Here is a 25,772-nt window from a genome sequence, read left to right as displayed (position 1 = left end):
CGTGATGCGGTCAGGCCGCCTGTTTCGTGACGGCGTGACCACTTTCGCTCTGCTCGCCATCATAGCGTTGCTCGCGTTGAAAGTGAACAATCGACCGGAATTCATTCAAACTGGTAGCTTTTATGTCATCGACGGCGATACGCTTTCCGCCGGTGGCGAGCGCCTGAGGCTGAAAGGTATCGATGCTCCTGAATATCGGCAACGCTGTCGGCGTGCCGGCACTGACTGGGCATGCGGCGAAGAGGCACGTAAGGCGCTTGCCACACTTATTAAGACCGGGACCCCCGAATGCCGTGGGCGGGAGAGGGATCGCTACGGTCGCATGCTGGTGACTTGCATGATCGGCGCTCTCGACATCAATGCCGCGATGGTCCGCAACGGCATGGCCGTTTCGTATGGCGGCTATGGCGGCGAGGAACGAGCGGCACGACAGGCGGAAACCGGACTTTGGGCCGGCGAGTTCGAGAAACCGAGCAACTATCGGCATGAGGAGCGAATGGCCCGTGCCGAAGCCGGCGATCCGCTAACGGGATTGTTCGCGTATCTGCGACAGCTCGTCGTGTGGATTGCACCATGAAGCGAGATAGCGAGCTACAGGTCCTGCATGCGGCGATTGCCGCCTGTCGTCTGTGTCGAGATATGCCGGCAAAAGGCGAGGCGGATCGCCTGCCGCACGAGCCGCGGCCGGTCGCCACGCTATCGTCGACCGCGCGGATCCTCATCGCAGGGCAGGCACCGGGATTGCGCGTCCACGAGAGCGGCTTGCCGTTCAACGATGCCTCCGGCGACCGGTTGCGGCAATGGCTCGCGGTGGATCGCGAGAGCTTCTACAATCCGGATCATTTCGCCATCGTGCCCATGGGCTTTTGCTTTCCGGGTTATGACGCGGCCGGGAGCGACCTGCCGCCGCGTAGGGAATGCGCGCCTTTGTGGCGTCAAAGGGCCATGGATGCGATGCCGCAGATCGAATTGATCCTGACGATCGGCCAATATGCGCAAGCCTGGCATCTTGGCGCGGCGCGCATGGGTTCGATGACAGAGACGGTTGCCGAATGGCGGCGCTATCTTCTGACAAACCATTCGCCGGCCGCGCTGCCGCTGCCGCATCCGAGCTGGCGCAACAGCGGTTGGCTGAAACGTCATCCCTGGTTCGAGGCTGAGTTGCTTCCGGTATTACAACAACGTGTGAAAAGCCTCCTTCTTTGAGAAAAAGTTTCTTTTCTCTCACTTAAAATACGCTATAGAGAGAATATAATTCGAAGGGATGCTTAAATGGACCGCCTAGACCGCAAAATCCTGCGCCTTCTGCAGGAAGATTCCACTCTGGCTGTGGCCGACCTCGCCAAGAAGGTCGGTCTGTCGACGACGCCATGCTGGCGGCGCATCCAGAAGATGGAAGAGGATGGCGTCATTCGCCGCCGCGTGGCGCTGCTCGATCCCGAGAAGGTCAACACGAAGGTCACGGTTTTCGTGTCCATTCGCACCAACAGCCACTCCATCGAATGGCTGAAGCGTTTTTCCGAAGTGATCGCCGATTTTCCGGAAGTGGTGGAATTCTATCGCATGAGCGGCGATGTCGACTATCTGCTGCGCGTCGTCGTGCCGGATATCGCCGCCTACGACGCTTTCTACAAGCGCATGATCGCCAAGATCGAAATCCGCGATGTCTCCTCGGCCTTTGCAATGGAGCAGATCAAGTATTCAACGGAACTGCCGCTGGATTACATGCTCCTGGAGAATGCAAGGTCCAACGAAGACTGAGTGCCGCCGATATCTTTCAGCAACGCCCGCCGCGATCAGGAACAGGTGCCTGAACTTTGCAGCAAGGGCGTTGCTTCTTTTTCAACGTGGCATTATTGGCCGTAAGTCGCCGTGATAGAAGCCGAGGCAAGCGCGTTTGCCTGCGTCACGTAGCCGACGAGTGCCCCACTGGCGTTGCCGTCGAGGCCGAGCCTGTCGATTTTCAAGGCTGTTACGGTCAGCCTGTAGCGATGGGCAGGGCCTGGAGGCGGGCAGGCGCCGCCAAAGGCAGAGGTGCCGAAATCGGTTCTTCCCTGAATTGCTCCGGAGGGTAAACCTTTTCCCGCAGTCGATCCCGCGCCTGACGGCAGCGAGGTGGCCGATGCGGGGATATCGAACACGGTCCAATGCCACCAGCCGGAGCCCGTGGGCGCATCCGGATCATAGAGCGTGACCACGAAGCTCTTGGTTCCTTCCGGCGCATCTTTCCAGTTCAGCGCGGGAGAGATGTTTCCACCCTTGCAGCCGAATATATTGGCCACCTGTTCGATCTTGAGCGTACCGCCATCCTTCATCTCCGGGCTGGCGAGCTCAAAGGCCGAGGCTTGGGCTGACGACAACAACATGGCAGTCAGGGCCGCGGCGATAGAATATTTCATGACAATCTCCGTTAGAGCGACGCTGTCCGCAGCGTCGATGGCTGGAGATTGTCATTCCGCGGGCACGAGCGCTGCGCTGTTTCGATCAGTCTTTGCGCCGTTTCGATCAACTTCACGCTGATGGCCGCGGATTTCGCTTGGTGCAAAATCGAAACGCGCCCGGAAGCGCGCGGTGAAGCGGGAGGCCGAATCATAGCCGACATCGAGAGCGATTTGCGTTACGGACTTTTCGGTCGTCTGCAGCAGGGTGAGTGCCGTCGTCATCCGTATATCGGCCAAAACTTCGGAAAAGCTCGTTCCCGTCGCCGCCAGCTTGCGCCGAAGACTGGCCTCGCTCATGCCGATCGTCTTCGCAAGTTCCGGAGCGCGCCAGGAATAGGCCGGATCGGAATTGATGATCCGGCGCAGGCGTTCGATCGGACCGGGGTTGGCGATCGGCGCAAACCGGTAGCCGAGCGCGCCGAGCCACAACAGGATTTCGTTGACGCGGGATGCGGCGATACTGTCCGGCAGGAGGGGGCCGCTTCGGATCGCCTCGATCGCCTTGCCATACGCTTCTTCGAAAGCCGGCGGCATGCCGTTGAGAACCTTGATTTCCTGCACTGGTCTGGCTTCGACGACGGCAAAATTGGCGATCAGGTCTGGCGCGAACTGCAGGGCTAACGCCTGATAACCGGCGCCGTCGGGCTCGTTGATGATATCCGCGGTGGCGCGTTCGGGGATCAACACGAGATCGCCGGCGCGAGCCTTCACGTCAGCGCCCTGGTCGAGAATGATCTTTTGACCCTTTTGAATGAATACCACGCCCGGAGCCGGCGAGGCGAGGCGCCTGCAGAGCAGGCGTGCGCTTTGGATGATACACGCCGCCGTTCCGGCTCCATCGCGCCGGACGATATCGCGCTGTTGAAAGGCGGAGAAATTATCCGAAATTTGCAACACCGGCCCCTGTGCCTCTTTCATCGGCTGTCCTTGTCACAAGGCAGCAAATCCCGCGTAGCGTAGCGGAGGTCGTCGGTTTGCGAAACTATCTTCGCTTATTGTTTGCGAAGCATGCGCTGCCAAGTCTCTCGGGTCGATGGCGGCGCCCCTCACGGAGCCGACTAGAGGGTTCAGCTTTTCACGGAAACTCTGAACCGCTCCGTCTTTTTGTTTTCTCGCAATTTCGGATGGAAAACTGCTCAGCACTTTTCCCGGAATTGCTCAGGGCCGAATTATTTCCGATCCAGGCGCGCGAGCAGCGAGGAGGTATCCCAGCGGTTGCCGCCCATGGCCTGCACATCGCCGTAGAATTGGTCGACGAGGGCCGTGAGCGGCAGCTTGGCCTGATTGCGGCGGGCTTCCTCCAGCACGATACCGAGATCCTTGCGCATCCAGTCGACGGCGAAGCCGAAATCGTACTTGCCTGAAATCATGGTCTTGTGACGGTTCTCCATCTGCCAGGAACCGGCAGCGCCTTTGGAAATGACCTCAACGACCTTTTCGATATCGAGCCCGGCCTGCTTGCCGAAATGGATGCCTTCGGCGAGGCCCTGAACGATGCCGGCAATGCAGATCTGATTGATCATCTTGGTCAGCTGACCCGCGCCGACCGGCCCCATCAGGCCGACCATGCGGGCATAAGCGTCGATGACTGGGCGAGCTTTCTCGAAGACAGCCCCATCTCCACCGCACATGACGGTGAGCACGCCGTTTTCGGCGCCGGCCTGGCCGCCGGAAACCGGCGCATCGATGAAGCCAACGCCCTTTTCCTTGGCGGCCGCGTAAAGCTCGCGGGCGACTTCGGCGCTGGCCGTCGTATTGTCGATGAGGACGGAGCCGGCTTTCATGGCGGAGATGACACCGTTTTCGCCCGTGGTTACCGAGCGCAGGTCGTCGTCATTGCCGACGCAGGTGAAGACGAAGTCGGCGCCCTCAGCGGCTTCAGCCGGAGTAGGGGCAAACTTGCCGTCAAATTGCTTGGCCCATGCTTCAGCTTTGGTAACGGTGCGGTTATAGACGGTGACATCATGCCCGCCCTTGACCTTCAAATGCCCGGCCATGGGATAACCCATGACGCCCATGCCGATGAATGAGACCTTTGCCATTTCATAACTCCATGACCGAATTTGTTCCGCAGGCTTAGCCGAAAGGTCGGAAGGACGAAAGACCGATTTGTCGGGCAACTTGTCACCATGGCATGTGATTTGAAATCTGATTTCCTTTTTTTTCATTTATTGGAATAGAATTTCGCTGCTGTTGCGAATCTTCATAAATTCCTTTGTCGATATAATTTATGGATTTGCGATGTTTAGGCCATCGACAACGAGCCGATGGCCGCGGAAGCGCCGAGGCCTCATGAAAAGGGATCTTCGATGATTTCGCGCAGACAGACACTCGGCCTTCTCGGTGCGACGGCGGCTGCTTTCGCTTTGCCTTCCGTTCGGCAGTCACGTGCGGCCGCGGCGACGACGCTTCGGATCGGCTGGCAGAAGAACAGCGTATTGGCATTGGCAAAGCGTCAAGGGGCTTTGGAAAAGCGGCTTTCCGATCGCGGCATATCCGTGGAATGGTCAGAATTCACATCCGGCCCGCCGCTGCTGGAAGCGCTCGGCGCCGGTGCTCTCGATTTCGGTGCGACGGGCGACGTGCCGCCGCTGTTTGCGCAGGCTGCCAACGGCAATCTGCTCTATGTCGGCATTTACACCGGCAGCCCCGAAAGCTCCGCCATTCTCGTGCGCAAGGATTCGCCGATCCAGACTCTTGCCGATCTCAAGGGAAAGAAGGTTGCCTTCAAGCGCGGCTCCAGCGCCCACAACGTCGCCGTCAAGGCGCTTCGCAAAGGCGGGCTGACGATCAGCGATGTGCAGCCGCTCGATCTCACGCCGCCGGATGCGTCCGCTGCGTTCAAGACAGGCGCGATCGACGCCTGGTCGATCTGGGATCCGTATCTCGCCATTGCAGAGGCCGACCCGGATACCCGCATCCTGGCGACTGCGCGAGGCATCGTCGATTCCTTCAGCTATTTCCTGGCCAACGGCGATTTCACCAAGGATAATCCGCAGGTGATTATCGACGTCATCGACGAACTGGCCAAGGTGGGGGCGGCAGCGCAATCGGATTTGGACAGCACCGTTAAGGCCATGTCCGAAATCACCGGCGTTCCGGCCGAGGTGACGCGGGTGGTGCTGACGCGTCCGGGTGCAAATCTTGGCAGCGTCTCGACCATCACGGATGCGGCGATCACCTATCAGCAGGGACTGGCTGATGAGTTCTATAATCTTGGCATCGTTCCGAAGAAGCTGAACGTCACGAACATCGTCTGGCGGCCGAAAGCGAGCTGAGGCTGACAGGATCCGCGGATATCGCCTGCGTCCGAAACACTACGGGCGTGGGCGTTATCAGGAAAAATATTTCGCCAGATACAGGCGATTAGAAAATCCATATTGTCGATATAATCCCTGGTCTATGCCACTATCCGGATCGAATATCGGGAGGTGGCTCCCGACCACGCGCATCCAGAAAGCAGGAAAGCTTCATGACCGCGACAGCAAAACCCATCGATTTCCTCTGGTTCATTCCGACCTCCGGTGACGGCACCTATCTTGGCACGGCCGATCTCAACCGCGGACCGGAGATCGGCTATCTCCAGCAGATCGCGCAGGCTGTCGACCGGCTCGGTTTTACCGGCGTATTGCTGCCGACAGGCGTCTCCTGCGAAGAGTCTTTCGTGACGGCCGCCGCACTTTCGGCGCATACGCAGAAGCTGAAATTCCTGGTCGCGATCCGCCCCGGTACGGCGTCTCCGGCCTATTATGCGCGCCTTGCCTCGACGCTCGATCGCGTCTCGAACGGCCGCGTGCTGCTCAACATCGTGGTTGGCGGCAGCCCTGCCGAACTGGCTGGCGACGGCATTCACCTGGAGCATGACGAACGCTACGCCCATGCGGACGAGTTCTTCCATGTCTGGGAGGAACTGCTGGAAACGGGCTCTTCCACCTTCAAGGGCAAGTATATTACGGCCACCAACGCAAAGCTCGGCCTGCCGCCGGTGCAATCGCCGCGCCCGCCGCTCTATTTCGGCGGTTCCTCGGATGCCGGCATCGAATTCTCCGTCGGCCGCGTCGACAAATATCTGACCTGGGGCGAGCCGCCGGCGCAGGTTGCCGAAAAGATCGAGAAGGTGCGGGCAGCAGCCGCCACGCGCGGGCGCGAGGTCAGCTTCGGCATTCGCCTGCATTTCATCGTCCGCGAAACGGATGAGGAGGCCTGGGCTGCGGCCGACAAGCTGATTTCCAAGCTCGACGACGAGACGATCCGCGAGGCGCAGGAGCAGTTCGTCACGCAGTCCGACTCCGTCGGGCAGAAGCGCATGGCGGCCCTGCATGGCGGCCGGCGAGACAAGCTCGAAGTGTCGCCGAATCTCTGGGCCGGCGTCGGGCTGGTGCGTGCCGGTGCAGGCACGGCACTTGTTGGATCGCCGAAGACCGTGGCTGCGAGACTGCGGGAATACCAGGAACTCGGCATCGAAACTGTCATCGGCTCCGGCTATCCGCATCTGGAGGAAGCCTATCGCGTGGCGGAGCTTCTGTTCCCGGAGCTCGGCCTGAGCCAGGGGCAGCAGCGCGCCGGTTTCCGCAACGAATTCGGTGCGAAGCAGATCTTTGCGGGCGGCAGCCACGGCGGCAATCTGAAAGTCGTTTCGGGCTCCTAGGGCCGGATGATTTTAGGTCGAGTCGACCTAAAATCTGAATCCGCCCTAGAATCAAACAAGTAGAGCATGATGTCGTCCGAAAACCGCGCACAATTTTCGGCATCATGCTCTAACGCCAGCTAACCAGCTAAAGAGGGAGATCCCCATGTCGGCTTTCGACACATCCTTCGCACGCGTGGGCTCTGAACGCCGCACGCGCCCGACCAAGGCCGCGCGGCAAGCCATCTCGTTCCAGGGATTCCTGCCCTTCCTGCTGCCAGTTGCCGTCATCACGGCGTGGCAGCTCGCCTCGTCGTTTGGATGGATCTCCACTCGCATCATGCCGTCGCCTGCGGCTGTCGTGATTGCCTTCTGGCAGACCACGATCTCTGGTCAGCTGCCGAATAATATCCTCGTCAGCGCCGGCCGCGCTTTCGCAGGTCTGTTGGTCGGCGGCTCGATCGGCTTCCTGCTCGGCATCGCCAATGGTGTGTCGCGGCTCTCGGAGCAATTGACCGATACGACGCTGCAGATGCTGCGCACCATTCCGCACCTCGCCATGGTGCCGCTCGTCATTCTCTGGTTCGGGATCGGCGAGGAATCGAAGCTGTTCCTGACAGCGCTCGGTGTGCTCTTCCCGATCTATCTCAACACCTATCACGGCGTGCGCAATGTCGACCGTGGGCTGATCGAGATGGGGCGGGTCTACGGCATGAGTAACTGGACGCTGTTCCGGAAGGTCATCTTTCCCGGCGCGCTTCCCTCCATCCTCGTCGGGCTGCGTTTTGCTCTCGGTATCATGTGGCTGACGCTGATCGTGGCGGAATCGATCGCGGCATCGTCGGGCATCGGCTACATGGCAAACAATGCCCGCGAATTCGGCATGACCGATGTCGTCGTTCTGACGCTGGTGATTTACGCCATTCTCGGCAAGCTTGCCGATGTCGTCGCGCGAACGATCGAGCGCAGAGCGCTGCGCTGGAACCCGGCCTATCGGAATTGAGGAGCCTGCCATGAGCATTATTGAACTCGATCGCCCTCAATCCGGCGCGGCAAATGCGGCTCCGCAAGTTGCGGGCGCTGCCGCCATCCACATCAAGGGTCTGGAGAAGAGTTTCGGACACAATCGCGTCCTGCGCGGTATCGATCTCGATATTCCCGCCGGCCAGTTCGTTGCCGTCGTCGGCAAGAGCGGCTGCGGCAAGAGCACGCTGCTTCGCATCCTGATGGGATTGGAAGAGCCGAGCGCGGGTCATCTGCGCTTCGAGGCCGCCGGTCGCGACGAAGCGCAAGCCAATACGCGCATCGTCTTTCAGGAACCGCGCCTGTTGCCCTGGCTTTCGGTTGCCGACAATGTCGCCGTCGGCCTGGGCGAGGGCGTGCCCCAGGATGTATCGAGGAAGGAAACGGCTGCGGTTCTCTCCGAGGTACAGCTTGCCGAAAAGGCCGGTGAATGGCCCTCCAGCCTTTCCGGCGGACAGAAGCAGCGTGTGGCGCTCGCCCGCGCGCTCGTCAGCAAGCCCGGTATCCTCGCGCTCGATGAACCGCTCGGCGCGCTAGATGCCCTGACGCGCATCAGCATGCAGGAATTGCTGAATCGCGTTTGGCGCGAACTCGGTTTTACCGCCGTGCTGGTGACGCATGACGTCAGCGAAGCCGTGCATCTGGCCGATCGCGTTGTCGTCCTGGACGAAGGCAGGATCGTGCTCGATCTCGCCGTTCCCCATCCGCATCCGCGGCGCCACGGCAATCCGGCGCTGGCCGAGCTCGAAGGCCAGCTTTTGGCTGCAATTCTCGGTGATGCGCGGAGCTAATTCGGCTTGGCGTCGTCCGCCTCGACATAGAGCCTGAGGTTGTCGAAGCCGATTTCCGTGCCCATCAGTCGCGAGCCGTTGTCGCTGTAGCCATCGAGGAACACGACCTGTTCGGTAAAGGTCATCTTCGTGCCGCCGGGCTCCGAGGCAAAATTGACCGTCGCGAGCGAGACGGAAATTCTGAGGTCGTCGAGCATCATGTCGAAGGCATAGATGAAGCGCTCGTTCGGGATGACGTCGATGTAGCGCGCCTGATAGGCATGCACGACGCCATCCGTCGAGGCGGTCCGATTGCTTTCGCTGCCGCCGGTGCGGAAATCGAGCTGGAAATCCAGCTGTGTCCAGTCGCCATTGCAGGCAAACCACTGCTGCTTCTGCTCGGGGATCGCCCAGGCGTTGAAGACACGCGACAGCGGCGCCTTGAAGTGGCGCTCTATGGTGATGGTCGCATGCTCTGTCGATCGTTCGCTCATTCGTCCGTCGTCTCCGTCGATGTGTCTGCCAGAAATATGTCGAGCCGATCGAAGGCCTTGTTCCAGGATGCCTTGCGCTCGGCAATCCATCGCTCGACGGAGGCAAGCGCCTCCTTGCGAAGATGATAGGTACGCACCCGACCGGCCTTTTCCGATAGCACTAGGCCGCTTGCCTCCAGCACCTGCAGATGTTTCATCACGGTCGGCAGCGCCATGTCCAGAGGCTGTGCCAGTTCCGTAACGGATGCAGATCCGTATCCGAGCCGGTCGATCATGCCGCGCCGGCTCGGATCGGAAAGGGCCTGGAACATGCGGTCGAGCGCCTGCGGTTCCTCAAGCATTCGGCTTTTCCGGCCGGAATTGTGGCGGCAGCTTCTCGCTATAGGGATACATGTGGAAATAGGGCATGGCTTCCTGGAGAACGCGGGCGAAGGATGGGCGCTCGAGGAGGCGTCGATAATATGCCTTCAGTCGGCTATGCTCTTCGGCGAAGGGAACGACGATTTCGGCGTAGAACAGAGCCGGGGCAGCGGCGCAATCGGCCATGGTCAGGCTGTCGCCGGTGATCCAGATCTTCCCGTCCAGCTGCTTCTCGATCATTCCGTAGGCAGTGCGCAGCAGGGATTGGGCTTCCGACACGCTCTGCGGGCTCCGGTCCTTTTCAGCCCGGAGAACGTCCGCGACGATCCTCTGCATCGGGTCCTGAACATAGAGATCGAAGAAGCGATCCCAAAGCCGCACACACAGGGCATCCGACGGATCTGCCGGCAATAGTGGCGTTGCGCCGGGGTAGTGCCGATCCAGATATTCGATGATGATGCTGGTTTCGGGGACGGTGCTGTCGAGCGCTTCGTCGCGCAGCACCGGAAACTTGGCGAGAGGCCAGAGGCGTACCAGTGAAGCTCGCGATTCCTCATTGCCGAGATCGATGATGCGGCTTTCGAACGGCGTGCCGTTTTCATAGAGCGCCATCAGCACCTTATGGCAGAACGAGGCGAGGGGATGCTGGTAGAGGATAAGGGACATGCGACGACCTTTCCGAAACCGGAATTCGAGCTGATACTTAACTGAATGGCTAAGTATCAGCTCTCGGATTGTCGTGCAAGGGAATACTTATCCATTTGGGTAAGTATTTTCCGGGTGACGTTTGCAGGCTCAGTCAGCGAGACGGCGGGCGATGACCAGATGGCCCGGCGTCGGCCGGCCGTCTTCCGTTCGGACGTTAATGTCGGTGATTTCGACGAGTTCGAAGCCGGTCGCGGTCAGTCGTTCGCGCACATAGGCTTCGGAATGGGCGAAACGCTGATGCGGGCCGACCATATAAGAGCGTCCGGCCAAGGTCGCTTCCGGCAACGTCTCGGAGGAGAAGATGAAAAGGCCGCCCGGCGTCATGTTTTCCACCGCGCCGAAGAAGAGGGGTTCCAGCGCACCGAGATAGGGCAGGACATCGGTCGCGGTGATCAGATCGAAAGCGTCTTCATCGTTGTCGTCGAGGAAATCCTCGACTTCGGCAACGAAGAGCGTTTCGTAGATATCCTTTTCATGGGCGACTTCGACCATGTTCTCCGAGATATCGAGGCCGGTGATATCCTCGACGATATCGCGCAGCGTGCCCCCCGTAAGGCCCGTGCCGCAGCCGAGGTCGAGCATACGCTTGAAAGGGCCGAGGCCGAGTGCCTGCAGGCGCTGGCGCACGAGAACCGGAACATGGTAGCCGAGCTGCTCCACCAGCACGTCTTCGAAAACTTCGGCATGCTGATCGAACAGGGTCTCGACATAGGCGTCCGGAGCCTTCACCGGTGTCTCGCCGCGACCCATGGAAGCGATGCGAACGGCTGCGCCGCCATGATCCTCCGGGTCGAGCGCCAGCACGTGCTCATAGGCCTGAACCGCAGCGTCGATGTCGCCCGCCTTCTCCAGCGCCAACGCCCGGTTATAGGCTTCCGCCAGCGCGTCTTCGTCGATCTTCTTCTTTGCCATGGTGACAGGCCCTTCCTTTTGTCACGCAGGCATTAAGGCGCTTGATCGGCTTTTGCAATGCTTGCCGCGCAGGCGCAGAATATAACCTTCGGCGAAGGCGACTTTGGGGGACGCTATCCGAACAGAAGAATAAGGGAGGAAAAAATCATGGATAATGAACTCACCACACCGAACACGACGAGCAGCCCGGCAGAGCGCGGCCGTCCCTCCTTGCCGTCGACGTCGGCTGAAGTCACCAATACGTTGACCCACTACTATCGCGGCGAATTGGGGAGGATGACGAGCTGGCGCGATCGCATCGACCGGACGTCGAATTGGGCGATCACGGTGGTTGCGGCATTACTGTCCGTATCGCTTTCGACGCCGACGTCACATCACGGCGTGTTGCTGTTCGGAATGATGCTGATCACGCTGCTGTTGCTGATCGAGGCGCGGCGATATCGCTTCTTCGATGTGTACCGCTCGCGGGTGCGGCAATTGGAGCGGCACTATTTCGCGCAGATCCTGGCGCCGCAAACGGACCTTAATCCCGATTGGGCGCTGTCGGTCGCCGCCAGCCTGCGTTCGCCTCGGCTGCTGGTCAGCTATGCCGAGGCAGCGCAGCGGCGGTTGCGGCGCAATTATTGCTGGATGTATGGAATCCTGGTCCTGGCATGGATCCTGAAGATTTCGACGCCAAGGCTCCAGACGGAGGGCCTGGCGCAGGAGCAGCCGCATTCATGGAGCTATATCACCGACAATGCGGCGCTCGGACCGATCCCCGGCTGGATAGTCCTCATCCTCGTCGCGGCCTTCTATGCATTCGTCCTTTACGGCACGCTCCATCGCGGCTCGGATGACGGAGATTTCATCCATGGCGAGGCGCATGTCTGACAGCGCCACGGCGGCCGGCGTGAGCTGGCCGCATTAGTGGAGGATGAATTCCCCCTTCACCGCCCGCCATTCGGTTGCCGAAATCAGTTTGCGGTGGACGTAGCGCACGGAATGCAGCGGCCCATCCAGCTTTTCCTGCCAGAATTTCAGGAAGCCGTGCATTTCGGGGAAGTTCGGGGCGAGGTCATAGTCCTGCCAGATATAGGTCTGCAGAAACTGCGGATGGTCGGGCAGGCGGTAGAAGATCTGCGCCGTCGTCAATCCATAACCCTGCAGCTGCTTTTGCATGTCTTCGTGCATGAGCTTTCTCTTTCCGTTCCCGTTTTTCTTTGCGACTCATGGTCACAGAAATATGGAAACAGTCGATGGTAAACTCAAGCTTTACAAACCTGTCACGAAAGAAAATTATTTCTATAAATCAATCGTTTAGCAGCGATGCTAGCTGAGTGCTGCCAAAAGCGGCGCCTTGCGCGCCGCCTTTTTGAAATCAGCGCTTGAGGTGCCGGGTCAGCCGGCCTTCCATCCGCGCCCAGCCGTTGCGCATGAACTCGACGATCACCAGGTAGAAGATCGCCGCCCAGAGATAGATCTGGTAATCATAGGTGCGCGAAAACGCATAGCGCGTCTCGCCCATCAAGTCGTAGACCGTGATGATGGAGACCGTGGCCGAGCTCTTGATCAAGAGAATGATTTCGTTGCCGTAGGGGCGCAGCGCTACGATGAGCGCCTGGGGAATGATGATCTTGCGGAAGGCGATCCAGGTGTGGATGCCGAGGGCATTTGCCGCTTCCCTCTGGCCCTTCGGTACGCTCTGGATGGCGCCGCGGACGATTTCCGTCTGATAGGCTGCCGTGTTCAGCGTCATGGCGAAGACGCCGCAATAGAAGGGGTCCTTGAAGAACCACCAGAGGCCGATATCCTCGAAGAACCAGCGGAAGCTCGGAAAGCCGTAATAGACCATGAATATCTGCGCCAGCAGCGGCGTGCCGCGAAACAGATAGACGTAGCAGTAGGTCAACGTGCTCAGGATCTTGTTGCTCGACATGCGGGCAAAGGCCAGCGGGATCGATAGGATCGCACCGAGGATGAAGGAGATGGTGACCAGCTTTACCGTGATCCAGAGACCGTGCAGCAGCCGCGGTCCGTAGGTTGCGAGCTTGTCGACATCCCACCCGCTTATAATCATTGCCAGCAGCGAAATACCGAGAATGGCCCAGAGGGTCAGAAAAAAATAACCGGCGATGCGCGCCTTGGACAGCTTCGTGACCGTCTTCGGCGGTGCCGGCTGCGCGGCGATCAGAACTTCGGCATGGCTCATCGATGGACCTCCGCGCGTTTAGCCCATCGATCGAGATAGAAGAGGCCGACGGAAGAGATGACGGCCAGTGTCAGATAAAACAGGCAGGCGATGGAATAGAAGGTGAAGGGCGCCTTGGTGGCGCGGACGGCAATCCCCGTCTGCCTGATGATATCGGCAAGGCCGATGATGGACACGTAAGACGTATCCTTCAGCAGGTTCATCCAGAGGTTCCCGAGATTTGGCAGGGAAATACGCACGAGTTGCGGCACGATGATAAGCCGCATGGTTCGCGCCCGATGAAATCCAAGTGCATCGCCTGCCTCATATTGACCTTTGGGAATGGCTTTGAAGGCAGAGAGGAGGACTTCCGAACAATAGGCGGAAAAGACGATTGCCAGCGCCACCATGCCAGCCGCGAAGGCGTTGATCTCAACGGGTCCGTCATAGCCGAATTTGGCGAGCACGGACTGCAAGAGGATCTGCATGCCATAGTAGATGATGAAGAGCGTCAACAGCTCCGGCAGGCCACGGAAAATCGTCGTGAAGACACCAGCGGCGAGCCTCAGCGATTTCTCTTCCGATTGCTGCGCGAGCGCGACGAAGAAGCCGATGACGATGCCGAGCGGCAGCGTCAGGACCGAGACGGCGATGGTGATCTTCAAGCCACCGGCTAGCTCGTCGCCCCATCCCGTGTCGCCACAGGCGAGCATCGTATTTTGGCCGAACAGAGTGAACAGTCCGGCCGGACCACACAATGGGTCAAAAATCGTACTCAACCAGGTCCACAAGGAACCAAGGGCGGAAAACAATCCGCTCATGCCATATTTCCCCTAGCGGCTTTTGCCGCGTTTCTGCTTATATTCATCTCGTTGTCAAACAAAAACGGCGGAAGGGCAAGCTTCCGCCGTCGTCTTTTCCCAGGGAATCGACGGGCGATCAATCGCCGTAGACGTCGAAATCGAAATACTTGTCCTGGATCTTCTTGTAGGTGCCGTCAGCGCGGATCGCGGCGATCGCGGCGTTCAGCTTATCCTTGAGGGCCGCATCGCCCTTGCGGATGGCGATGCCCGCACCGACGCCGTTGATGACCGGGTCGCTTTTCAGCGTGCCGAGCATCTTGCAGCAATTGCCTGCATCGGACTTCACCCATTCGGACAGCACGACGACGTCGTCGATGGCGGCATCGATACGGCCGTTGCTGAGGTCGAGCTTGTATTCGTCAGCCGACGGATAGAGCTTCAGCTCGGCATCCTTCAGGTGGGCGGACGCGTAGTTGGCGTGCGTCGTGGAGGACTGGGCGCCAATCGTCTTGCCCTTCAGAGCTTCGTCGGAGGTATCCTTGAGGGTGGAGTCCTTCGGAACGGCGATTGCCGGCGGCGTGTTGTAAATCTTGTTGGTGAAGTCGACGATCTTCTCGCGCTCGGGCGTGATCGACATGGACGAGATGATCGCGTCGAACTTCTTGGCCTGCAGGGCCGGAATGATACCGTCGAAATCCTGGTTCACGAAGGTGCACTTGACCTTCATCTGATCGCAAAGCGCATTGGTTATATCGATGTCGAAGCCGGTGAATTTGCCGCCGGCGTCAAGCGATTCGAAAGGCGGGTAGGTCGCGTCCGTGCCGAAGACGATCGTGTCGCCGTCAGCAAGCGCCGCACCGGCGACGAGCGACATTGCGGCGAAGGACGCGGCGGCAAGAAGACGAGTGGAGATGCGCATATTGACCCTCTCTGTTGGTGGCCGGCAGCTCATTATTGTTTTTGGCAGACGGCTCGAGTGGAGCGGGCCGGTGGCCCGCCTTGCGGCGATATTCGTACTTTTTTTTCGAAAATTGCAACTGGAATTACGAGGATGATGTTGCAGCGCGATCGTGCGGCAATACGAATGCGCCAGCACCCGATGATTTTAGGTCGAAACGAGCGAAATCCGAATCTGCGCTGGAAACAAATAGGTAGAGCATGATGTCGTCTGAAATCCCCTCACATTTTTCGGCATCATGCCCTGGGGAGAATTCTGAACGTAAGCCGTCCGGCGCATTCAGCCAGGGTTAATTACGGCCACCTAATAGTTCGGGAACATATAGTGGCCTGCCGCGATTCAGCCTCATCAGAACCGAAAATCGGCCGGGATCTTGAGGCATCGGCATGCCTGCTGAGATTCGCAATTCGGCGGACAAAGATCATAAGAGGAGACCCCATATGGGAAAGCGATCCAGACTATTTGCCAGCGCCGCGTTTCCGCTGCTCTCGCTGTCGCTCGCATTCGAGCCGGCGGCGGCTGCGGCGTTTCGCGGACAGCCCGTCGCGCCGCTAAACAACGGTATCGCGGCTGCCGCCAACTCGAGTTTCGAAGTTGCGCAGCAGGAGGCTCCGGCCGGTCAGTCGGAAGAAGAGCCACAGCTCAAGCGCAAGAAGCCCGCCGAGGGCGGTGAAGGTGAGCCGCAGGGCCAAAAGCATCATGGCGAACCGGCAGAGCAGGGCGGTGGACAGCAGCAACATCAGATGAAGCAGGCCGCGCCTGAGGCCGAGCCACAGCGGAAGGCGCCGAAAGAGCAGCCGGAAGCCCAGCCGCCGAAGGCGCAGCATCAGCAGCCCGCCGAGCAGGAGCAGCCGAAGCCTCAGCGTCAGCCGGCCGCAGAGGCCCAGCCGGAGCCGAAGAAGCAGCGCCAGCAGCCGGCGGAGGAAGCTCAGCCCGAAGCCAAGCCGCAGCCGAAGGCCGTGGCCCCTGAAGCGGAGCCGGAAATCAAGCAGCCCAAGCCGAAGGTGAAGCAGCCCGAGGCAGAGCAACCGGCCGAGGCTCCGCAGCCGAAGGTCAAGCAGCAGCAGCCGGCCGAGGAAGTGCAGCCGAAGGCCAAGCCCGCCTTGAAGGAGCAGCCGGCGCCGGCGCAGAAGGAGGCTCCCGCCGCCCAGCAGCCGCAGAGCCAGGAAGCCCAGCCTGGAAAGCAGGCACAGCCGGAGCAAAACGCTCATCCCAAGCAGCAGGGCCAGGCCGGAAATCCGGCGAAGCAGCCGGTAGAACAGCAGCCGGCGCCCGCGGGCGAACCCTCGCAGGGTCACAAGGCTCAGCCGGAAACAGAGGCGCAGCCCGGGACACAGGCCCAGCCTGAAGCTCAGCCCGGAACGGCGGTAACGCCAGGCACCCAGCAGGGGCAGAAGCAGGGCGGCGACAAGATGCACGGCAAGCAGCCGCAAAACCAGCAGCAGGGTGAGCAGCCCGGCGTCAATCCGCAGCAGCCGGCCCAAAATGGCGAGCCGCAGGGACAGCCCGCCCAAGCTCAGCCCGGCACACAGACGCCTGGGAACCAAGCAGCGCCGCAGCCCGGCAAGCAGCAGCCGGCGAACGGCGCCGAGGCACCGGCTCAGGGCAATGCAGCGCCCGCACCCGCCAATGGCAACGGCCAGAAGGCCGGCGAAATCCAGCTGCCACCGGCCGAGCAGGTCTCGCCGCAGGAGCTGGAACGCCGCAAGAAGATCGCGGAAAACCCGGCTTCCGCCAATGGTCCCGTTATCCTGCCCGTGGAAAACGGCAGCGCGGTTCTGGACAGCCAGAAGGATGCGGTTCGTCGGGGCGAGCATCTGAACAAAGGTCAGAATCCTGCCGCGCCGGGCGCCCAGGGCAGCGCTGGACAGGCCGGCCAGGTCCAGCAGAACGCTCCGGCCCAGCAGCCGCCAGCGGCTTACACCAAGCCGCCGACCTCCGACGCCGAGGCGCAGCGCGCGGCGGCGGGCGGTCAGCCGCAGCCGCCGATCAAGATGGAAGCCGTGACCAGCGAACAGGGCCGCCGGATCGATCGCCGACCGGATTTTGCCTCGCCGCAGGGAACGACGTTCCAGACCATCATCAATCAGGACAATCGCACGGTCGTGAATGTCGACAACACCTATGTCGTCCGTCATGACGATACCGAGCGCTTCGTCCGCGGCGGCGAGCGGCCGGTCTATGAACAACTACAGCGAGACCGCTATCGCGAAACGATCGATCAGCCCGATGGCGATCGCGTCGTGACGATCCGCAATCGCTATGGCGACATCGTCCAGCGCTCGCGTATCGACGCCAGCGGCCGCGAATATGTGCTGTTCTACTCGCCGGAACTGGAAGATCGGCCTGACAATGACGATTACTTCCGCGACCCGGGCGACGATCTGCCGCCGATGCGCCTGCTCATTCCCCTGAGCCAGTACATCATCGACACGGCGTCGAACCGTGATGCGGACTACTACGACTTCCTGCGCGAACCGCCGGTCGAGCCGGTCGAGCGCATCTATTCGGTCAATGAAGTCCGCTATTCGGCACGTATCCGTGACAAGATCCGTCGTATCGACCTCGATACGATCACCTTCGCAACGGGCAGCGCCGATATTCCGATGACCCAGGCCAGCACGCTGCGCGGCGTGGCTGACGGCATATCGAAGATCATCAAGCGCGATCCGACCGAAACCTTCCTGATCGAGGGTCATACGGATGCCGTGGGCACGGCGGAGAGCAACCTGATCCTCTCTGACCGTCGCGCGGAATCTGTCGCCAATGTTCTGACTGACGTCTATGGCATTCCGGCAGCGAACCTGGTCACCCAGGGTTATGGCGAGCAATATCTCAAGGTGAATACGCTTGGACCGTCGCAGGAAAACCGCCGCGTCACCATCCGCCGCATCACGCCGCTAGTGCGCCCGGTTGCCTCCAATCGGTAAGCCTTAGCTTATATTTTCGCTGAGGGGCCGCCGGGAAACCGGCGGCCCTTTATTTTGCCGGCTTGCCGAGGCCGACGATAGCGGCGATGAAATCGGCGATCGCAAGCGTGTCGTCGAGATCGAAAACGGAGAGCGAGCCGGCGTCTTCCACCGAATGATCGGCGGCGATGGCGACGATATGAGGATCCTGCGGAGCAAGCGGCTCGCGTTTGACGGCTTCCAGGCGGCGGGCTTCGATTTTAGGAATGGGCTCGCGCTTGTAGCCCTCGATCAACACGAGATCGCAGGGGGCAAGGCGCGCCAGTATTTCTTCGAAGCTCGGCTCCGGGTCGCCGCGCAATTCATGCATGATGGCATAGCGGGTGCCGGAAACGATGGTGACTTCATGCGCGCCCGCTTCGCGATGCCGGAAACTGTCGGCGCCGACCTTGTCGATATCGAAATCATGATGCGCATGCTTGATCGTTGAAATCCGATAGCCCCGCTGGGTGAATTCCGTCACCAGGCGTACGGCAAGGCCGGTCTTGCCGGAGTTCTTCCAGCCGGCAATGCCGAAAATCTTAGGTCGGGATTTGGTCATGATGCGCTTTCCAATGCTGCCAGCCATGTCTCCGCTTCGAGCAGCTCCGCGGGCGTATTGATGTTGAAGAAAGGGTCGAGCGGACCGATCCGCGTTTCGACCACAGGAAATTCCACTCGCCGGACCCTGTGCCGCGCGAGAAAATCCCTGACGCGCCGTTTCTCGTCCGAAACGATCCATGTTTCCAGATCTGTAGCGGCAGAAACCGGCCAGAGGCCGAAAACCGGATGGTCCTGTCCGAGGGATGCGGCAATCGCAATCTCATCGGGGTCTTCGACAGCATGGGCGAGCCGCGCGATGAGGTCGAGCGGGAAGAAGGGGCTGTCTATGGGGATCGTGGCGACATGCGAAGCCTGCGGATAGCTGCGTGCCGTGTCCTGCATCCCGGCAAGCACGCCGGCGAGGGGGCCGAGTTTGCCGGGGATTTTGTCCGGAACCAGCCGCATCCCCGTGGTATCGGGCCAATCGGCGTCCGCGTTCAAGGCGATCGGCTTGCTTTGCCGCCGCGCGATCCGTGATGAGATGCGGCTGATCAGGCTTTCGCCACCGAGCAGAGCAAAGGCTTTGTTCGCGCCCATGCGGCTCGATCGGCCTCCGGCAAGAAGGACGACCGGAATATCCCCTGCATTCGCTATGAAACTGGACATGGTCGAGACCTCAGGCCGGGACGCGCGGTTCTGATTCCTGCGCGACGGGATCGACACCGCGTCGTTTGCTTTCCCGATAGAAGGTATAGATGCCGGAAGCGATGACAATCGCCGCGCCGAAGATTGACCAGCCGTCCGGCACTTCGTTGAAGATAATCAAACCGAGCAAGGCAGACCAGATGAGGCTCAGATAGCGGAACGGTGCGACGAAAGAGATTTCGCCGGTGCGCATCGCCAGGATCACCGCCTGATAACCGATCAGCACGAGAACGGAAGCCAGCAGGATCTGCATCAGCGACGTCGTGCTCACCGGCTGCCATCCCCCGAAGGGAACGATGCACAAGGCGCCGAAGATAGATATGGAAATTGCGGTGCAGAGGGTGATCATCAGCGATGGCACCTCCTTATCGATGCAGCGCGTCGCCAGATCGCGGGCGGCGGTCGCAAACATGCAGGCGATGACGAGCAAGGCAGCCGTGGTGAAGCCCTCCGGACCGGGCCGGATGATGATCAGCACGCCCATGAAGCCGACACCTATCGCCGTCCACCGCCTCCATCCCACGGGCTCCTTGAGAAAGATCATCGCGCCCAGCGTGACCGCCAGCGGCACCGCCTGCTGGATGGCGGCAGCATTGGCGATAGGCATCATCCCGAGAGCGGTGATGTAGGTTGCCGCGGCGATTGCCTCACAGGCGATGCGCAGTGCGATCATCGGCTGCAGTATGACCTTCCAGGAGCGCAGGGAGCCCATTTTGCGAGCCAGCAGATAGACGAAAAAGCTGGTGAACAGGCCGCGGATGAAGATGATCTCGCCGGCATTCATCGTGGCGATAACCGTTTTGGACAGCGCATCGCCGCAGCAGAAGGCGGCCATGGATGCCGCCATGAAGAGCGCGCCCTGCGTATTCTTGGTCAGTCGCATGAGAAAGATGAGTCCCCGATATCTACCTCTGGATTAGCGTCGTTTTCCGCAAATTGGAATCGATTGTCCGTTTGCCATGGCCGAATTCGATTGTGCGCTGCGGTAGAATCGTTGCATATGAAAGGCAGCTTTTTGGGCCCGTGGTCGTAGAATGATACAGCGGTTGCAGATTTTTTGCCGATACAACGGCTTTTAGGCGGCCGATTAATTCTTATTCAATCTTATTTTCCGACGCTCGCTGCGGTTTTGCATGAGGCAGAAGCACCTACCGCAGCGCAGCAGGAATGACGATCCCGCCTTCGCCGGATATTTTTATAATCCAGTTGAGGCGCCGCATGTTTTTCATTGATCGTCTTCTGCAAGGCCGTCGGATCGTCACCAAGGTCCTTATTTTTGTGGTGCCTCTGGTGGTCCTCATCGCCGGGGTCGGTCTGGCCGGCTATCACACGGCCAATATTCTGAACGGCCATATGACCGTGACGCGTGCGACGATCGAAAACATCAGCGACTTCGAGAACCTGCAGGCCGCCCTGCAGGAGTTCACCGCTTCGCCTTCGGAAGAGACGCGCCAGGCGCTTACGGCGAAGATCGATGCCCAGGAGCAGGGCGTGCATCGGCTGAGCGGATTGCTGAGCGACGATCAGCGCGCCAAGATCGTTCCGGTCAGTGAGCTTGCCGCCAAGATGCGCACGCAGCAGGCAACGCTCTGGGCTATCAGGCAGAAGCAGGATGGCGATGTCGATGCCATCCGGAAGGCGGTGCAAAACATCGAGGCGACGGCCAAGGCGGCCGGCAAACAGATCGACATCATCCGCAAGGATTTCAGCGACAAGGAAACCTTCGCCAAGGAACTGCTTTATGATGCCGCCGCCTATAAGGGCCTGTCGGAGAAGATGAGCAACCTGCGCATCCAGGTGCAGATGGCTGCCGATTCCACCGAAGAGATTTCAGACGCGCGCACCTATACCGATGCCATTCTGAAGCAGGTGAAGGTTTCAAAGGCTCTCGTATCCAAGCGCGGCGCCGCTCTCGTCGCGAGCGCTTCCGATGCCGCCGACAAGCTTGATGCGGTACTGAAGGGTTCAGACACGTCCGATCAGAAGGTCGAGGCGATGGGGCCGATCCTGCAGAGCTTCGTGAAGATCGAAGGCGAGATGACCCTGCAATCGGCTAAGAACAGCGACACCGCGGCCGATCGCTTCGTCAGCCTGGACAAGATCATTGATGGCCAGAAGGAGCTTTTGGACCATGTCGACCAGGCGCTCGGCATGGTCGATCGCCTGGCGCTGCATGCGTCCCGCATGGAAAATGTCCGCGACGCAGCCTCGCGCGACCCGGTGCTTGCCGACCTCAAGGACCTGCAGGCCGTTGCACCCAGAATCTCGGAGCTCGGCCAGACCAACGCCACGATGCGCGATTTTTCCGCTCACATGAAGCCGCTGATCGACAGCCTGACCAACGGGTCGGCCGATCTGCTTCAGACCGCAGCCGACTGGAAGACGACGCGTGTTCAGTCGAACGGCCTGCTTGCCGACGCCATGACCTCGTTGCGCGGCTTCGTCGCCCAGGCGCAGGAACTCGGAAAGGAAGACAGCGAGCGTTCCGCCAATGTCTCGGTCATCGCCATGATCGTCGGCACGCTGCTCGCGATCGTCGGCGGCCTGATGCTGGTGGAAACCCTGCGCGGTCCGTTGAAGCGCGTGACCGAAATCATGACACGCCTTGCAAGCGGCGATCTGGAAGTGTCGATCGACGGGCGCAATCGCGGCGACGAGATCGGCGACATGGTGCGTTCCGTCAGCGTCTTCCGCGATGCTGCGCTCGAGAATGTCCGATTGGAGCGGGAAGCGGAGAGCGCGCGTGCGCTTTCCGCCGAGGAATCGTCCCGCCGCGCCGCTGAACGCGCCCGCATCGAGGCCGAGCAGAAGCAGGCGCTCAATGCGCTGGCGGATGTTCTTGCCAAGCTTGCCGACGGCAATCTGGAAGAGGGCATGCGCGAAGATCTTTCCGCCGATTTTGTGGAAATGGCCTTCACCTACAATCATGCAATCGAGGCGCTGCGCGAAACCCTGACGGACGTTCGCTACACGGCCGAGGAAATCAAGGGCGGTACCGGCAATCTCGCCATGTCAGCCGACGATCTGGCGCGGCGTACCGAGCAGCAGGCGGCCGCTCTCGAGGAAAGCTCGCGCGCTCTGCACCGCCTCAGCGACGTGGTGCGCTCGACGGCCGATCGTGCGCGGCAGACGGCGACATCGGTCAACGAGACGCAGGCCTATGCGACCCAATCCGGGGAGGTCGTCGCCAAGGCTGTGGGCGCCATGAGCGAGATCAATCGGTCGTCGGAGAAAATCGCCACGATCATCGGCGTCATCGACGAGATCGCCTTCCAGACCAATCTCCTGGCGTTGAATGCCGGCGTCGAGGCAGCCCGTGCCGGTGAAGCGGGCCGTGGCTTTGCCGTGGTGGCGCAGGAAGTGCGCGAGCTGGCGCAGCGCTGCGCCAATGCGGCGAAGGAGATCAAGGGCCTGATTTCGGCAAGCTCCGCCCAGGTGCAGAACGGCGTTCATCTGGTCGAGCAGACAGGTGCTGCGCTGACTGACATCATCAACCACGTCACCGGCGTCCAGAGGCTGGTTGCCGATATTTCGTCGGCGACCACCGAGCAATCGACCGGTATCGAGGAAGTCACCCGCGCGGTGTCTGAGGTGGAGCTCATTACGCAGCGGAACGCGGCCATGGTCGAGGAAAACAATGCCGAGATCCATGGCCTGCGCCAACGCGTCGATATGCTCTCCGAAAAGATCGATCGCTTCCGGACCGGCGAGGGCGAGGCGGAATATGCTGACTATGGCAATATCGATACGCGCTATCGCGCCGCCTAGAGCGTTTTCGCTTTTCTTCGAATCACGAAAACGCTCTATCTTCTTATTTCTCAACGCATTCCGGACGGAAAACCGCTGCGCACTTTTCCTGGAAATGCTTTAGAGCTGCGTCGATCGAAGCAATATAGGGAGTTAAAGCGCCGGGCTCATGGTCCGGCGCTTTTCGATTCAGGCGCTTTATGGCCTTCGTTGAATTGCAGGCGAGTCAGCGGCCGAGATGCAGCATATCGCCGTCGGCTGGGATCAGCAGCAGTGACGGATCGAGGCCGGCGGCATCTGCACTCCGGCGCAGATCGTGGCGCGTTACGGTTGCGTGATCAAGCGCTTCCATGTGGGTTGCGACGACAGTCGCTTGCGGTGCGAGGCGGCTGACTTCGAGCGTCTGGTTGTCGTCCATGACGATCAGATCCCCGTCCCAGCGCGCGCCGCAGGAATGCGTGATGATGATGTCAGGCGAGACCTGGCGGATCGTTTCCACGACCGGGGGATAGAGCACCGTGTCGCCTGCCCAGTAGACGGTGGGTTCGCCATCGGCCTCGAGGGTGAAGCCGATGACGAGCCCCATTTTCTCCACGACCGGCCCAACGCCATGGCTGCCTTGCCGCGGCGTGATCGTCACTCCCTGCCATACGGTCGATTGGGAAAGGGGCGTGACATCCGCGAAACCGGCCTCGCGGATTTCCTGCTCGTCGCCCGGCTGGCAGAGGATCGGCAGGGATTTCGGCAGGCGCTCTTTCGCCACAGCATCGAAATGATCGGTATGCAGATGCGAGACGATCACCAGCTCGACTCCTTCAAGGATGTCGTCGATCGCGCGCGGCAATTCGGTCATCGGGTTGCGGGAACGGCCAGTAAAGGACGGGAGACTGTGGCGTGGCGCGAAGTAGGGGTCGATCAGCAGAATATGGCCGCCATAGGTGACCTTCAGCGTCGCGTTGCGAATAAGCTCAAGCTGCATATTTGATGTTCTCGGTGGGATTTAGCCGCCGGTGACGCTCATATGGCGTGCGACCGCCGGTCGGTTGTGCGTACGGTCGATGATGAAATCGTGGCCCTTCGGCTTGCGGGTAATCGCCTCGTCGATTGCGGCATGGAGCAGCGCGTCGCTCTCGCTCGCGCGTAGCGCCGTGCGCAGGTCGGCCGCATCGTTCTGCCCGAGGCACATATAGAGCGTGCCCGTGCAGGTGAGCCGCACGCGATTGCAGCTCTCGCAGAAATTATGGGTCATCGGCGTGATGAAGCCGAGGCGGCCGCCGGTCTCTGTGACTTCGACATAGCGGGCAGGGCCGCCTGTCTTGTAGGGAATGTCGGTCAGGGTGAACTGACGCTCCAGATCGGCGCGCAACTGCGAAAGCGGCAGATACTGGTCGGTGCGATCCTCATCGATCTCGCCCATGGGCATCGTCTCGATAACGGTCAGGTCCATGCCGCGACCATGGGCAAACCGCAGAAGCTCCGGAATTTCCTCTTCGTTGAAGTCCTTGAGCGCGACGGCGTTCAGCTTGATCTTCAGGCCGGCTTTTTGCGCGGCATCGATCCCTTCCATCACCTTGGAGAAATCTCCCCAGCGCGTGATGGTTCGGAATTTGTCGGGATCGAGCGTATCGAGGGAGACGTTGATTCGCCGGACGCCGCAGTCGTAGAGTTCGTCAGCGTGGCGCGCGAGCTGCGATCCGTTGGTCGTCAGGGTCAGTTCGTCAAGCTCGCCGTTTTGGACATGCTTGCCGAGCTCGCGAACCAGAAACATGATGTTCTTGCGCACCAGGGGCTCGCCGCCGGTGAGCCTGATCTTGCGCACGCCCTTGGCGATGAAGGCGGAACAGAGCCGGTCGAGTTCTTCGAGCGTCAGGAGATCCTTCTTGGGCAGGAAGGTCATGTTCTCGGCCATGCAGTAGGTGCAGCGGAAATCGCAACGATCCGTGACTGAAACGCGCAGATAGGTGACAGCGCGCCCGAAAGGGTCGATCATGGAGGCCGCATCCGCCTGTAGTGGTGATGCGTTGCCTATGCTGCCGACGATGCTGTTCACTCATGCCTCCATTAGACTTCTAATGTGGGCATAGGCGATTGTTGCGTCAAGGAAAATGCTTCTCGAATACACTTGCGCGTGAACGAGCGGCGGCCTAATTCTCGAAAAGACACTGAAAGGCATGGAAAAATCGATGAGCGACGTTTGGCCGACCGAATTGCGGGTCTCGAAGGACCGCCATCACCTCAAAGTGACATTCGACGATGGCGCGGGCTTCGATTTGCCGGCGGAAATGCTGCGGGTGCTGTCGCCTTCCGCCGAAGTCCAGGGGCATGGGCCGGGGCAGAAAGTCACCGTGCCAGGCAAGCGCAATGTCGGCATCATGTCCATGACGCCGACCGGCAACTACGCCGTGCGCATCGGCTTCGACGACATGCACGACACCGGTATCTTCACCTGGACCTATCTGCGCGAACTCGGCGAGAAGGGCAGTGAGCTTTTCGCGGCTTATGAGGCCGAATTGAAGGAAAAGGGCCTCAGCCGCGATGCGGCGGGAAAGCCGCACTAGCATAA

At 60.3% G+C, this 25,772-nt stretch carries 27 protein-coding genes; 11 read left to right on the top strand and 16 right to left on the bottom strand.

Annotated features, from left to right (window positions below):
- Window position 1 precedes the first annotated feature (1 nt).
- From ACPYOP_RS06980 to ACPYOP_RS06970, 3 genes are all read left to right on the top strand, one after another.
- Window positions 2–577 carry a thermonuclease family protein gene (locus ACPYOP_RS06980; protein WP_481409658.1) on the top strand — a complete coding sequence of 192 codons (576 nt, stop codon included), beginning with the start codon at window positions 2–4 and terminating at the stop codon, window positions 575–577.
- Entirely contained in the window at window positions 574–1,206 is a 633-nt protein-coding gene (locus tag ACPYOP_RS06975; protein WP_481409657.1) for a uracil-DNA glycosylase family protein, read from the top strand. Before ACPYOP_RS06980 ends, ACPYOP_RS06975 begins: the two co-directional genes overlap by 4 nt.
- Window positions 1,207–1,272: 66 nt before the next feature.
- Window positions 1,273–1,761, top strand: a complete 489-nt coding sequence (locus ACPYOP_RS06970) for an Lrp/AsnC family transcriptional regulator (RefSeq protein WP_015340151.1) — start codon at window positions 1,273–1,275, stop codon at window positions 1,759–1,761.
- Between the two features lie 92 nt (window positions 1,762–1,853).
- Here ACPYOP_RS06970 and ACPYOP_RS06965 read toward each other — a convergent pair whose 3' ends face one another.
- The 3 genes from ACPYOP_RS06965 to ACPYOP_RS06955 all read right to left on the bottom strand — a co-directional run bounded on the left by ACPYOP_RS06965 (window position 1,854) and on the right by ACPYOP_RS06955 (window position 4,609).
- Window positions 1,854–2,399 (bottom strand): YbhB/YbcL family Raf kinase inhibitor-like protein, encoded by a 546-nt coding sequence (locus ACPYOP_RS06965; RefSeq protein WP_481409656.1) that lies wholly within the window; start codon window positions 2,397–2,399, stop codon window positions 1,854–1,856.
- Window positions 2,400–2,450: 51 nt separating this feature from the next.
- The gene (locus ACPYOP_RS06960) at window positions 2,451–3,359 is read right to left on the bottom strand and encodes a helix-turn-helix transcriptional regulator (RefSeq protein ID WP_481409655.1); all 909 of its coding nucleotides are present in this window, start codon (window positions 3,357–3,359) and stop codon (window positions 2,451–2,453) included.
- A gap of 251 nt (window positions 3,360–3,610) precedes the next feature.
- Window positions 3,611–4,609: an NAD(P)-dependent oxidoreductase gene (locus ACPYOP_RS06955; RefSeq protein ID WP_481409654.1), complete on the bottom strand. Its 999-nt coding sequence runs from the start codon at window positions 4,607–4,609 to the stop codon at window positions 3,611–3,613.
- Between the two features lie 141 nt (window positions 4,610–4,750).
- Here ACPYOP_RS06955 and ACPYOP_RS06950 point away from each other — a divergent pair, with 141 nt between their 5' ends.
- The 4 genes from ACPYOP_RS06950 to ACPYOP_RS06935 all read left to right on the top strand — a co-directional run bounded on the left by ACPYOP_RS06950 (window position 4,751) and on the right by ACPYOP_RS06935 (window position 8,882).
- The gene (locus ACPYOP_RS06950) at window positions 4,751–5,719 is read left to right on the top strand and encodes an aliphatic sulfonate ABC transporter substrate-binding protein (RefSeq protein WP_481409653.1); all 969 of its coding nucleotides are present in this window, start codon (window positions 4,751–4,753) and stop codon (window positions 5,717–5,719) included.
- Window positions 5,720–5,913: 194 nt separating this feature from the next.
- On the top strand, window positions 5,914–7,089 hold the full coding sequence (ssuD, locus tag ACPYOP_RS06945; protein ID WP_481409652.1) for an FMNH2-dependent alkanesulfonate monooxygenase: 1,176 nt from the start codon (window positions 5,914–5,916) through the stop codon (window positions 7,087–7,089).
- 145 nt (window positions 7,090–7,234) lie between these two features.
- A complete protein-coding gene (ssuC, locus tag ACPYOP_RS06940; RefSeq protein WP_481409651.1) occupies window positions 7,235–8,071 on the top strand; it encodes an aliphatic sulfonate ABC transporter permease SsuC in 837 nt (278 codons plus the stop codon).
- Between the two features lie 10 nt (window positions 8,072–8,081).
- Entirely contained in the window at window positions 8,082–8,882 is an 801-nt protein-coding gene (locus ACPYOP_RS06935; protein WP_481409650.1) for an ATP-binding cassette domain-containing protein, read from the top strand.
- Here ACPYOP_RS06935 and ACPYOP_RS06930 read toward each other — a convergent pair.
- The 4 genes from ACPYOP_RS06930 to ACPYOP_RS06915 all read right to left on the bottom strand — a co-directional run bounded on the left by ACPYOP_RS06930 (window position 8,879) and on the right by ACPYOP_RS06915 (window position 11,335).
- Window positions 8,879–9,355, bottom strand: coding sequence for an SRPBCC family protein (locus ACPYOP_RS06930; RefSeq protein WP_481409649.1), 477 nt, complete (start codon window positions 9,353–9,355; stop codon window positions 8,879–8,881). The two genes, ACPYOP_RS06935 and ACPYOP_RS06930, sit on opposite strands and share 4 nt — an antisense overlap.
- A complete protein-coding gene (locus ACPYOP_RS06925; RefSeq protein ID WP_481409648.1) occupies window positions 9,352–9,696 on the bottom strand; it encodes an ArsR/SmtB family transcription factor in 345 nt (114 codons plus the stop codon). Before ACPYOP_RS06925 ends, ACPYOP_RS06930 begins: the two co-directional genes overlap by 4 nt.
- Window positions 9,689–10,381: a glutathione S-transferase family protein gene (locus ACPYOP_RS06920; RefSeq protein WP_481409647.1), complete on the bottom strand. Its 693-nt coding sequence runs from the start codon at window positions 10,379–10,381 to the stop codon at window positions 9,689–9,691. The genes ACPYOP_RS06925 and ACPYOP_RS06920 overlap by 8 nt, the downstream gene beginning before the upstream one ends.
- Window positions 10,382–10,510: 129 nt before the next feature.
- Complete coding sequence (locus ACPYOP_RS06915; RefSeq protein ID WP_481409646.1) at window positions 10,511–11,335, bottom strand: methyltransferase domain-containing protein; 825 nt, start codon at window positions 11,333–11,335, stop codon at window positions 10,511–10,513.
- Between the two features lie 147 nt (window positions 11,336–11,482).
- On the opposite strand from ACPYOP_RS06915, the gene ACPYOP_RS06910 reads away from it, so the two are divergent.
- Window positions 11,483–12,208 carry a DUF2270 domain-containing protein gene (locus ACPYOP_RS06910; RefSeq protein ID WP_481409645.1) on the top strand — a complete coding sequence of 242 codons (726 nt, stop codon included), beginning with the start codon at window positions 11,483–11,485 and terminating at the stop codon, window positions 12,206–12,208.
- A gap of 33 nt (window positions 12,209–12,241) precedes the next feature.
- On the opposite strand, the gene ACPYOP_RS06905 is transcribed toward ACPYOP_RS06910, so the two are convergent.
- The 4 genes from ACPYOP_RS06905 to ACPYOP_RS06890 all read right to left on the bottom strand — a co-directional run bounded on the left by ACPYOP_RS06905 (window position 12,242) and on the right by ACPYOP_RS06890 (window position 15,227).
- Window positions 12,242–12,508: an usg protein gene (locus tag ACPYOP_RS06905; protein ID WP_120664213.1), complete on the bottom strand. Its 267-nt coding sequence runs from the start codon at window positions 12,506–12,508 to the stop codon at window positions 12,242–12,244.
- 187 nt (window positions 12,509–12,695) lie between these two features.
- The gene (locus ACPYOP_RS06900; RefSeq protein ID WP_481409644.1) at window positions 12,696–13,526 is read right to left on the bottom strand and encodes an ABC transporter permease; all 831 of its coding nucleotides are present in this window, start codon (window positions 13,524–13,526) and stop codon (window positions 12,696–12,698) included.
- Window positions 13,523–14,326 carry an ABC transporter permease gene (locus tag ACPYOP_RS06895; RefSeq protein ID WP_015340139.1) on the bottom strand — a complete coding sequence of 268 codons (804 nt, stop codon included), beginning with the start codon at window positions 14,324–14,326 and terminating at the stop codon, window positions 13,523–13,525. Before ACPYOP_RS06895 ends, ACPYOP_RS06900 begins: the two co-directional genes overlap by 4 nt.
- Before the next feature lie 118 nt (window positions 14,327–14,444).
- The gene (locus ACPYOP_RS06890) at window positions 14,445–15,227 is read right to left on the bottom strand and encodes a lysine/arginine/ornithine ABC transporter substrate-binding protein (RefSeq protein ID WP_481409643.1); all 783 of its coding nucleotides are present in this window, start codon (window positions 15,225–15,227) and stop codon (window positions 14,445–14,447) included.
- Between the two features lie 479 nt (window positions 15,228–15,706).
- Here ACPYOP_RS06890 and ACPYOP_RS06885 point away from each other — a divergent pair, with 479 nt between their 5' ends.
- Window positions 15,707–18,196, top strand: coding sequence for an OmpA family protein (locus tag ACPYOP_RS06885; protein ID WP_481409642.1), 2,490 nt, complete (start codon window positions 15,707–15,709; stop codon window positions 18,194–18,196).
- 49 nt (window positions 18,197–18,245) lie between these two features.
- On the opposite strand, the gene mobB is transcribed toward ACPYOP_RS06885, so the two are convergent.
- From mobB to ACPYOP_RS06870, 3 genes are read right to left on the bottom strand one after another with little or no spacing between them, the layout of a single operon-like run.
- Window positions 18,246–18,776, bottom strand: coding sequence for a molybdopterin-guanine dinucleotide biosynthesis protein B (gene mobB, locus ACPYOP_RS06880; protein WP_481409641.1), 531 nt, complete (start codon window positions 18,774–18,776; stop codon window positions 18,246–18,248).
- Window positions 18,773–19,423, bottom strand: a complete 651-nt coding sequence (gene mobA, locus ACPYOP_RS06875) for a molybdenum cofactor guanylyltransferase MobA (RefSeq protein WP_481409640.1) — start codon at window positions 19,421–19,423, stop codon at window positions 18,773–18,775. The genes mobB and mobA overlap by 4 nt, the downstream gene beginning before the upstream one ends.
- A 10-nt stretch (window positions 19,424–19,433) precedes the next feature.
- A complete protein-coding gene (locus ACPYOP_RS06870) occupies window positions 19,434–20,345 on the bottom strand; it encodes a DMT family transporter (protein WP_481409639.1) in 912 nt (303 codons plus the stop codon).
- Window positions 20,346–20,680: 335 nt separating this feature from the next.
- Between ACPYOP_RS06870 and ACPYOP_RS06865 the strand changes: the two genes are divergently transcribed.
- The gene (locus ACPYOP_RS06865) at window positions 20,681–23,230 is read left to right on the top strand and encodes a methyl-accepting chemotaxis protein (protein ID WP_481409638.1); all 2,550 of its coding nucleotides are present in this window, start codon (window positions 20,681–20,683) and stop codon (window positions 23,228–23,230) included.
- A gap of 205 nt (window positions 23,231–23,435) precedes the next feature.
- Here ACPYOP_RS06865 and ACPYOP_RS06860 read toward each other — a convergent pair whose 3' ends face one another.
- The gene (locus tag ACPYOP_RS06860) at window positions 23,436–24,188 is read right to left on the bottom strand and encodes an MBL fold metallo-hydrolase (protein ID WP_481409637.1); all 753 of its coding nucleotides are present in this window, start codon (window positions 24,186–24,188) and stop codon (window positions 23,436–23,438) included.
- A 21-nt stretch (window positions 24,189–24,209) separates the two neighbouring features.
- Window positions 24,210–25,199 (bottom strand): GTP 3',8-cyclase MoaA, encoded by a 990-nt coding sequence (moaA, locus tag ACPYOP_RS06855; protein WP_481409682.1) that lies wholly within the window; start codon window positions 25,197–25,199, stop codon window positions 24,210–24,212.
- Window positions 25,200–25,392: 193 nt separating this feature from the next.
- Between moaA and ACPYOP_RS06850 the strand changes: the two genes are divergently transcribed.
- The gene (locus ACPYOP_RS06850) at window positions 25,393–25,767 is read left to right on the top strand and encodes a gamma-butyrobetaine hydroxylase family protein (RefSeq protein WP_481409636.1); all 375 of its coding nucleotides are present in this window, start codon (window positions 25,393–25,395) and stop codon (window positions 25,765–25,767) included.
- Window positions 25,768–25,772: the final 5 nt, after the last annotated feature.

The sequence above is a fragment of the Rhizobium sp. KNZ2-6A genome (genome assembly GCF_056755475.1).
This window is presented reverse-complemented; position numbering and strand designations above follow the sequence as displayed.

What these genes read in the sequence shown, in the direction of transcription:
- ACPYOP_RS06970 (WP_015340151.1), top strand. Translation starts at nt 1,273, where the DNA reads ATGGACCGCCTAGACCGCAAAATCCTGCGCCTTCTGCAGGAAGATTCC.
- ACPYOP_RS06950 (WP_481409653.1), top strand. Translation starts at nt 4,751, where the DNA reads ATGATTTCGCGCAGACAGACACTCGGCCTTCTCGGTGCGACGGCGGCT.
- ACPYOP_RS06960 (WP_481409655.1), bottom strand. Translation starts at nt 3,359, where the DNA reads ATGAAAGAGGCACAGGGGCCGGTGTTGCAAATTTCGGATAATTTCTCC.
- ACPYOP_RS06895 (WP_015340139.1), bottom strand. Translation starts at nt 14,326, where the DNA reads ATGAGCGGATTGTTTTCCGCCCTTGGTTCCTTGTGGACCTGGTTGAGT.
- ssuC (WP_481409651.1), top strand. Translation starts at nt 7,235, where the DNA reads ATGTCGGCTTTCGACACATCCTTCGCACGCGTGGGCTCTGAACGCCGC.
- mobB (WP_481409641.1), bottom strand. Translation starts at nt 18,776, where the DNA reads ATGACCAAATCCCGACCTAAGATTTTCGGCATTGCCGGCTGGAAGAAC.
- ACPYOP_RS06975 (WP_481409657.1), top strand. Translation starts at nt 574, where the DNA reads ATGAAGCGAGATAGCGAGCTACAGGTCCTGCATGCGGCGATTGCCGCC.
- ACPYOP_RS06885 (WP_481409642.1), top strand. Translation starts at nt 15,707, where the DNA reads ATGGGAAAGCGATCCAGACTATTTGCCAGCGCCGCGTTTCCGCTGCTC.
- ACPYOP_RS06955 (WP_481409654.1), bottom strand. Translation starts at nt 4,609, where the DNA reads ATGAAAAAAAAGGAAATCAGATTTCAAATCACATGCCATGGTGACAAG.
- mobA (WP_481409640.1), bottom strand. Translation starts at nt 19,423, where the DNA reads ATGTCCAGTTTCATAGCGAATGCAGGGGATATTCCGGTCGTCCTTCTT.
- ACPYOP_RS06860 (WP_481409637.1), bottom strand. Translation starts at nt 24,188, where the DNA reads ATGCAGCTTGAGCTTATTCGCAACGCGACGCTGAAGGTCACCTATGGC.
- ACPYOP_RS06910 (WP_481409645.1), top strand. Translation starts at nt 11,483, where the DNA reads ATGGATAATGAACTCACCACACCGAACACGACGAGCAGCCCGGCAGAG.
- ACPYOP_RS06905 (WP_120664213.1), bottom strand. Translation starts at nt 12,508, where the DNA reads ATGCACGAAGACATGCAAAAGCAGCTGCAGGGTTATGGATTGACGACG.
- ACPYOP_RS06870 (WP_481409639.1), bottom strand. Translation starts at nt 20,345, where the DNA reads ATGCGACTGACCAAGAATACGCAGGGCGCGCTCTTCATGGCGGCATCC.
- ACPYOP_RS06965 (WP_481409656.1), bottom strand. Translation starts at nt 2,399, where the DNA reads ATGAAATATTCTATCGCCGCGGCCCTGACTGCCATGTTGTTGTCGTCA.
- ACPYOP_RS06925 (WP_481409648.1), bottom strand. Translation starts at nt 9,696, where the DNA reads ATGCTTGAGGAACCGCAGGCGCTCGACCGCATGTTCCAGGCCCTTTCC.
- ACPYOP_RS06930 (WP_481409649.1), bottom strand. Translation starts at nt 9,355, where the DNA reads ATGAGCGAACGATCGACAGAGCATGCGACCATCACCATAGAGCGCCAC.
- ACPYOP_RS06890 (WP_481409643.1), bottom strand. Translation starts at nt 15,227, where the DNA reads ATGCGCATCTCCACTCGTCTTCTTGCCGCCGCGTCCTTCGCCGCAATG.
- ACPYOP_RS06865 (WP_481409638.1), top strand. Translation starts at nt 20,681, where the DNA reads ATGTTTTTCATTGATCGTCTTCTGCAAGGCCGTCGGATCGTCACCAAG.
- ACPYOP_RS06920 (WP_481409647.1), bottom strand. Translation starts at nt 10,381, where the DNA reads ATGTCCCTTATCCTCTACCAGCATCCCCTCGCCTCGTTCTGCCATAAG.
- moaA (WP_481409682.1), bottom strand. Translation starts at nt 25,199, where the DNA reads ATGATCGACCCTTTCGGGCGCGCTGTCACCTATCTGCGCGTTTCAGTC.
- ACPYOP_RS06900 (WP_481409644.1), bottom strand. Translation starts at nt 13,526, where the DNA reads ATGAGCCATGCCGAAGTTCTGATCGCCGCGCAGCCGGCACCGCCGAAG.
- ACPYOP_RS06850 (WP_481409636.1), top strand. Translation starts at nt 25,393, where the DNA reads ATGAGCGACGTTTGGCCGACCGAATTGCGGGTCTCGAAGGACCGCCAT.
- ACPYOP_RS06915 (WP_481409646.1), bottom strand. Translation starts at nt 11,335, where the DNA reads ATGGCAAAGAAGAAGATCGACGAAGACGCGCTGGCGGAAGCCTATAAC.
- ssuD (WP_481409652.1), top strand. Translation starts at nt 5,914, where the DNA reads ATGACCGCGACAGCAAAACCCATCGATTTCCTCTGGTTCATTCCGACC.
- ACPYOP_RS06935 (WP_481409650.1), top strand. Translation starts at nt 8,082, where the DNA reads ATGAGCATTATTGAACTCGATCGCCCTCAATCCGGCGCGGCAAATGCG.